Here is a 7,557-nt window from a genome sequence, read left to right as displayed (position 1 = left end):
GCACCCGCGACCAACCCCACACCCTCCTCACCGCCCTCGCCACCCTCCACACCCACCACGCCGCCACCCCCAACTGGAACACCCTCCTCCCCCACACCCACCTCATCCCCGACCTCCCCACCTACCCCTTCCAACACCAGCACCACTGGCTGACGCCCTCCGAGGCGCAGACGACGCACGACACGCTCAACTCCTGGCGTTACGCCGTCACCTGGCGCGCCCACACCCCATCGCCACAGGCGGCCCTGAACGGCACCTGGCTGCTGCTCACCCCGCCCGACGCGCCACCGCCCGCCGACCTGGTCAACGCCCTCGAAGCCGCCGGCGCCGCCACCACCACCAACCCGGCTCACCCCGCCCTCGCCGGCGTCCTCAACCTCGACCCCGACCCCGCCGCCGTCCTCGCCCTGCTCCACGCCCAGCCCTCCACGCCCCTGTGGACTGTCACCACCGGCGCCGTCCGCGTCTCCCCGCACGACGACCCGCCCCATCCCGCCCACGCCCAAACCTGGGGCCTCGGCCGCGTCGCCGCGCTCGAATACCCGCACCACTTCGCGGGACTCATCGACCTGCCCCACCACCCCGAGCCTCACCACTACGCCCTCCTGACCCGCCACCTCGCGGCCCCCACGGCCGAGTCCCAACTCGCCATCCGCGACGACACCGCCCACGTCCCGCGCCTGACCCGTGCCCCGCTCGCCGCCCCGCCCGCAGCCGCCGCCTACCACCCGCGCCACACCACCCTCGTCTCCGGAGGAACGACGGGCACCGGCCTCCTCGTCGCGCGCCATCTGGCCCGCGCCGGGGCCGAACACCTGCTGCTCACCCATCACCCGCAGGCATCCCCGGCCGACGCCGACGCGCTGACGGCCGAGCTGGTCGAGCTCGGCGCGGGCGCCGTCACCATCGCCGTCTGTGACATCACCGACCGCGACGCCGTGTGCGCGCTGCTGTCCTCCCTGCCGCCGGAGCGGCCGCCGCTCGCCGCCGTCATCCACACCGCGGAGGCGGACACCTGGTCCACGCTGGCCGACCTCACTCCGGACGGCCTCGCCGACGTCCTGTCCGTTCGCGCCGGAGGCGCCCAGCTGCTCCACGACCTCACCCTCGAACTCGGTCTCAGCCTTGAGGCGTTCGTCCTCTTCTCCTCCGTCGCCGGCGTCTGGGGCAGCGCGGGACAGGGCGCCCACGCCGCCGCCGTCGCGCACCTGGACGCCCTGGCGCAGGCGCGGCGAGCGGCCGGGCTGCCGGGCACGTCGCTCGCCTGGGGGCCGTGGGCGGAGGCGCCGATCGGCGCCGTGGACCCCGCGGTTGAGGGGGAACGCCTGGCCCAGCTGGAACGCCGGGGCCTGACCGCGCTGCCGACCGAGCTGGCGCTCGCGGCGTTGCAGCAGGCGCTCGACCACGACGAGACGTTCGTGGCGGTCGCGGACGTGGACTGGGCGCGCTTCGCGCCGCTGTTCACCTCCGCCAGGCCCGGTCCGCTGCTCTCCGGCCTGCCGGAGGTGGCGGGGGCGGACGACGACGGTCCCGACGGCCCGGACAGTGGCAGCGAGGGCTCCGGCTCCGCGTTCGCCGAACGCGTCGCCCGGCTCTCCCCGGAGGAACGCCGGGTGGAGCTGGTGGCCCTGGTGCGGGCGGCCTCCGCCACCGTGCTCGGGCATGCGGGGGCGGAGGCGGTGGAGCCGCAACGCCCCTTCCGTGACCTGGGGTTCGACTCGCTGGCCGCCGTGTCGCTGCGCAACCAGCTCGGCGTGGCGACCGGCCTGCGGCTGCCCGCGACCCTCGTGTTCGACCATCCGACGCCGGTCGCGGTCGCGGAGTTCCTGATCGAGGAGTTCCTCATGACGGAGGCCGACGGCGGCGGCGCCACCGGCGAGGCCGGCGAGACCGGCCTCTTCAAGCCGCCACCAATGCCGGCATCGGCGTTGGCATCGGACACGGCGGAGGTCGCCGAGGCCGTGGACGGGTTCACGGACGACGAGTTGTTCGCGTTCATCGACGACCGGCTTGGCACCTTCCGGCTCGAACATCACGAGTGACGATCACGAGTGAGGACCGCAATGGCGAACGAGGCGAAGCTCCGCGAGTACCTGAAGCGCGTGACGGTCGACCTGCACGAGGCGTTGCGCCGCCTCCACCTGGCCGACCAGCGGCAGCGCGAGCCGATCGCCGTCGTGGGCATGGCCTGCCGCTTCCCGGGCGGGGTCGGCACGCCGGACGAGCTGTGGGAGCTGCTGGCCGAGGGGCGGGACGCCATCGGCGGGTTCCCGACCGACCGGGGCTGGGATCTGGACGGGCTGTACCACCCGGACCCCGACCATCCGGGCACCAGCTATGTCCGGCACGGCGGCTTCCTCTACGACGCGGCCGACTTCGACGCGGAGTTCTTCGGGATCTCGCCGCGCGAGGCGCTCGCCATGGACCCGCAGCAGCGGCTGGCGCTGGAGGCGGCGTGGGAGGCGGTCGAGCGCGCGGGCATCGACCCGGCGTCGCTGGCCGGGAGCCGGACCGGCGTCTTCGTCGGGAGCAGCGCGCAGGACTACGGGATGCTGACGGCGACGACCGCCGACCGGGACCGCGTCGAGGGGTATGTGCTGACGGGCAACATGGCCAGCGTGCTCTCGGGGCGGCTGTCCTACACCCTGGGCCTGGAGGGCCCGGCCGTGACCGTGGACACCGCGTGCTCGTCGTCGCTGGTGAGCACGCACCTCGCGGTGGGGGCGCTGCGCGCGGGCGAGTGTGAGCTGGCGCTGGCGGGCGGGGTGACGGTGATGTCGACGCCTGCCGGCTTCGTGGAGTTCAGCCGCCAGCGCGGGCTGGCGCGCGACGGCCGGTGCAAGTCCTTCGCGGCGGCGGCCGACGGCACGGGGTGGAGCGAGGGCGTGGGGATGCTGCTGCTGGAGCGGCTGTCCGACGCGCGCCGCGACGGCCACCCGGTGCTGGCGGTGATCCGTGGCTCGGCGGTCAACCAGGACGGCGCGAGCAACGGCCTGTCGGCACCCAACGGCCCCTCGCAGCAGCGCGTCATCCGGGCCGCCCTCGCCGGCGCCGGGCTGGCGCCGGACGAGGTGGACGCCGTTGAGGCACACGGCTCGGGCACCACGCTCGGCGATCCGATCGAGGCGCAGGCGCTGCTCGCCACCTACGGGCGGGGGCGGGCCGCCGACCGGCCGCTGCTGCTCGGCTCGGTGAAGTCGAACATCGGGCACACGGCCGCGGCGGCAGGGGTCGCGGGGATCATCAAGATGGTCCAGGCACTGCGCCACGGGGAGCTGCCGGCCACCCTCCACGTCGACGAGCCGACGCCGCACGTGGACTGGTCGGCGGGCGAGGTGCGGCTGCTGACGGGGCGCCGGGCGTGGCCGGACACGGGGCGGGCACGCCGGGCGGCGGTGTCGGCGTTCGGGGTCAGCGGCACCAACGCCCACCTGATCGTGGAGCAGGCACCGGAGGAGGAGATGCCGGCGGAGGAGGCACCGCAGGAGGAGCCGACCGAGGGCCGAGGGGGCCCGGCGCCGCTCGCTATCGGGGCGGGGGCGGCCGTGCCGTGGCCGCTGTCGGCCCGCACGGAGCGCGACCTGCGCGCCCAGGCCGCCCGGCTGCGCGCCCACCTTGAGGCGGCGGCCGACGCCGACGCCCGTCCGCTGGATGTCGGGTTCTCGCTGGCCACGGGCAGGAGCCGGTTCGAGCACCGGGCGGTGCTGACCGCCGCCGACGCGGACGGATTCGCGCTGGGGCTCGACGCGCTGGCCGAGGGGCGTTCGGCGGCGGGCGTGGTGAGCGGCAGGGCGCGGGCGCGGGCGTACGAGGCGGATTCCGGGGGGCGCGGGCCGGTGTTCCTCTTCGGCGGCGGCGGGGCGCACTGGGCCGGGATGGGGAGCGAACTGCTGGACTCCTCACCGGTGTTCGCCGAGGCCATCGCCGCCTGCGAGAAGGCTCTGGCGCCGCACGTCGGCTGGGTGCTGACGGATGTGCTGCGGCACGCGGAGGGTCCCGAGCTGGAGCGGGCGGACGTCCTCCAGCCCGCGCAGTGGGCCGTGGCCGTGGCGCTGGCGGAGCTGTGGCGGGCGTGCGGGGTGCGGCCGGCGGCCGTCGTCGGCCACTCGCAGGGCGAGGTCGCGGCGGCCGTGGTGGCGGGCGGGCTCTCGCTGGAGGACGGCGCGGCCGTGATCGCGCATCGCGGTGCGGTGCTGAACCGCCTCGCGGGGAAGGGCGGCATGGCGGTGGTGCCGCTGCCGGAGGCCGAGGCGGCCGGGCGGCTGGCGCGCTGGGAGGGGCGGGTGATGATCGCCGCGGTCAACAGCCCGTCGGCGGTGGTGATCTCGGGGGCGGAGCCGGCGCTGGAGGAGGCGCTGGCCGCGCTCGCCGGGGAGGGGGTGGATGCCCGCCGGGTCCGGGTGGACTTCGCGGCGCACTCGCCGCAGATCGAGGGCGTGCGGGAGGAGCTGCTCGCGGGCTGGCGGGGTGTCAGGCCGGGGCGGGGGGCGGTGCGGTTCGTGTCGACGGTCACCGGGGCGGAGTTCGGCACCTCCGGCCTGGACGCCGACTACTGGTACCGCAACGCGCGGAGCACGGTGCGCTTCGCGTCGGCCGTGGGCGGGCTGGTCCGGGCGGGGCACCGGGCGTTCGTCGAGGTGGGCGCGCATCCGGTGCTCGCGTCGGCGGTGCGGGAGATCCTGGACGAGGGCGGGGCGGGCGCGGAGGGCGCGGAGGGGCCGGAGGGGGCGGAGGGGGCGGTGATCGGCTCGCTGCGGCGGGACGACGGCGGCGTCGGCCGGTTCCTGACGTCCCTGGGGGAGGGCTTCGCGGCCGGTCTTCCGGTGGCGTGGCCGGCGCTGTTCGCGGGGACGGACGCGCGCCGCTGCGAGCTGCCGACCTACCCCTTCCGGCGCGAACGCTTCTGGCTCGCGCCGCCGCCGACCGTCGAGACGGTGGGGTACCGGGTGGTGTGGCGCGCGGCGGGGCGGCGCGGCTCGGCGCGGCGGCTGAGCGGCACGTGGCTGGTGGTCGCCCCGCCCGGGATGGGGGACGACGCCGCGAAGGCGCTGGCGGAGCGGGGCGCCGCCCGCTGCGTACGCCTGGAGGCGGGCGCGGTCGCGGGCGCCGACGCGGAGGCGGGCGCGGACGCGGACGAACGCGCGCGGCTGGCCGAGCGGTTGCGCGCCGCCGCACCGGAGGGCGTGGCGGGCGTGCTGTCGCTGCTGGCCTGCGACGAGGCGCCGCACCCGGAGGGGCCGGCCATCAGCCGTGGCCTGGCGGCGACCCTCGCGCTGGCGCAGGGGATGGCCGACGCCGGGCTGGCGGCGGCGCCGCTGTGGGTGGCGACCCGTGGGGCCGTCGCCGTGGACGCGGCGGACGCGCCGCCCTCGCCCGCGCAGGCGGCGATCTGGGGCCTGGGCCGGACGATCGGCCACGAGCAGCCCGGGCTGTGGGGCGGGCTGGTGGACCTGCCGGGCTCGGACGCGTGGACGGCGCTCGCCGAGGCGCTCGCGGGCGGGGTGGAGGGTGACGAGGTCGCGATACGCCCTGCCGGGACGTTCGTACGCCGCCTGGTGCGGCGCGCCGGCGGGGAGCGGGCCGGTGGCTGGCGGCCGCGCGGCACCGTGCTCGTGGCCGGTGCGGGCGCGGGCGCGGGGCTGCGGGGCGCGGTGGCGCGCTGGCTCGCCGGGCAGGGCGCGGGGCACGTGCTGCTGGCCGGCGGCACCGAGGCGGAGGCGGAGGCGGCGGAGCTGGCGGCGTCGGGCGTTCGGGCCACGTCGCTCGGCGAACGCCCCAGCCGGGCGGAGCTGCTGGCGCGCGTGCCGTCGGACCAGCCGCTCACCGCCGTCGTGCACATCGGCGCCGCGCTGGACGAGGCGCCCGTCGGCCAGTTGACGCCGCGCCGGCTCGCGGAGGCCTTCGCGGCGGCGGAGGAGGCGGAGTCGCTGCTCGGCGAACTGGCGCAGGAGCTGACGGGCGAGCGGGCAGGCGAGCGGGCAGGCGAGACGCTTGAGGCGTTCGTCGTCTTCTCCTCCATCGCCGCGACGTTCGGCGGCATCGGCCAGGGCGCGTACGCGGCCGTGAACGCCCGCCTGGAGGCCGTGGCCGAGGCGTATCGCGCCCGTGGCCTGGCGGCGCGGTCCATCGCGTGGGGCCCGTGGAGCGGCCCCGGGCGGGACGAGGAGGGGGACGGGGAGGGGGAGCGGCGGTTCGCCAGGGTCGGGCTCCGGCCGCTCGACCCCGAACGGGCCCTGGGCGACGGCCTGCGCGCGGCGTTCGAGGAGGACGCGGCGGGCGTCGTCGTGGCGGAGATCGACTGGGAGGGGTTCGCCCCGGCGTACCGCGAGGCGCGGCCCGGCGCGGCCCTGCTCGACGAGCTGCCCGAGGCACGCCCGGCCCGGCCCGCACGCGCCGGGACGGACGAGCCGGAGCTGCGGCGGCGGCTGGCGGACGCCCGGGGCGAGGAGCGGCGCGAGCTGCTGCTCGGCCTGGTGCGGGCCGAGGCGGCGGCCGTGCTCGGCCACGCCGACCCCGGCTCGCTGCCCGACCGGGGCCTGCTGGAGCTGGGCTTCGACTCGCTGACGACGGTCGAGCTCCGCAACCGCCTGAACCGCGCCACCGGCGCCGCCCTGGACGCGGCGACGCTCGCGCGGAACCCGGCCCTCACGCAGCTCGCCGACCACCTGTACGCCGAACTGTCCCCGTCCCCGTCCCTGTCCCTGTCCCGGCACGTCCCGCCCGCTCCGGGCGGCGCGTCCGGCCTCGGGGAGATGTTCCGGACCGCGCTGGCCCAGGGACGGACGAGGGAGTTCATCCAGCTGCTGGGCCAGGCGGCCACGTTCCGCCCGGCGTTCGCCGGGCCCGGCGACCCGGGCGCGCTGCCCGCGCCGGTCCGACTGGCCGACGGCGGGGCGGGCCCGCGCGTGATCGCGCTGCCGAGCGCGCTGGCGGCGTCGGGGCCGCACCAGTTCGCCCGGATCGCGGCGGCGTTGCGCGGCGGCGAGCTGCGGCTGACGGCGTTGTCCCTGCCGGGGTTCCTGCCGGGTGAGCCGCTGCCGGCGAGCCTGGCGGCGCTGGTGGACGCGCTGTGCGCCGCCGCGTCGGCCGTGGTGGGCGAGGAGCCGGGGCGGCCCTTCGCCCTGGCCGGCTACTCCTCGGGCGGGCTGCTCGCGCACGCCATGGCCGAGCGGCTGGGCGCCGGCGCGGTGGTGCTGCTCGACAGCCGGCCGCTGGACGGCTACAGCCCTGCCGATCACCCGGAGCTGCTGGGGGGCGTCGTGGAGCGGATGGAGGCGCTCGACGAGGCCAGGCTCACGGCGATGGGCCGGTACCTCGAGCTGCTTCACGGCGTGCGGCCGGAGCCCGTCGGCGTGCCCGTGCTGCAGGTCGCGGCGGAGCGGCCGATCCCGGACGGGCCCCTGCCCTGGCCCCTGGCCCACACCGAGGTGACCGTGCCCGGCGATCACTTCACCCTGATCGAGGACCACGCCGCGACGACCGCGGCCGCGGTGAACGCCTGGCTGAGCAAAACCCTCGGCAGCAACAGCAACCCTGTGCAACCTGTGCAACCTTGAG

2 protein-coding genes are annotated in these 7,557 nt (G+C 77.2%); both read left to right on the top strand.

The annotated features are described in order from the left end of the window. Positions 1-2,042: beta-ketoacyl reductase (locus tag ACTWQH_RS30190; RefSeq protein ID WP_443289977.1), on the top strand; the 2,042-nt coding region annotated here is incomplete at its 5' end. A gap of 21 nt (positions 2,043-2,063) precedes the next feature. Continuing rightward, entirely contained in the window at positions 2,064-7,556 is a 5,493-nt protein-coding gene (locus ACTWQH_RS30185; protein ID WP_443289976.1) for a beta-ketoacyl synthase N-terminal-like domain-containing protein, read from the top strand. Position 7,557: the final 1 nt, after the last annotated feature.

The organism is Streptomyces sp. 6N223, from assembly GCF_052246635.1.
Classification (GTDB): domain Bacteria; phylum Actinomycetota; class Actinomycetes; order Streptomycetales; family Streptomycetaceae; genus Streptomyces.
This window is presented reverse-complemented; position numbering and strand designations above follow the sequence as displayed.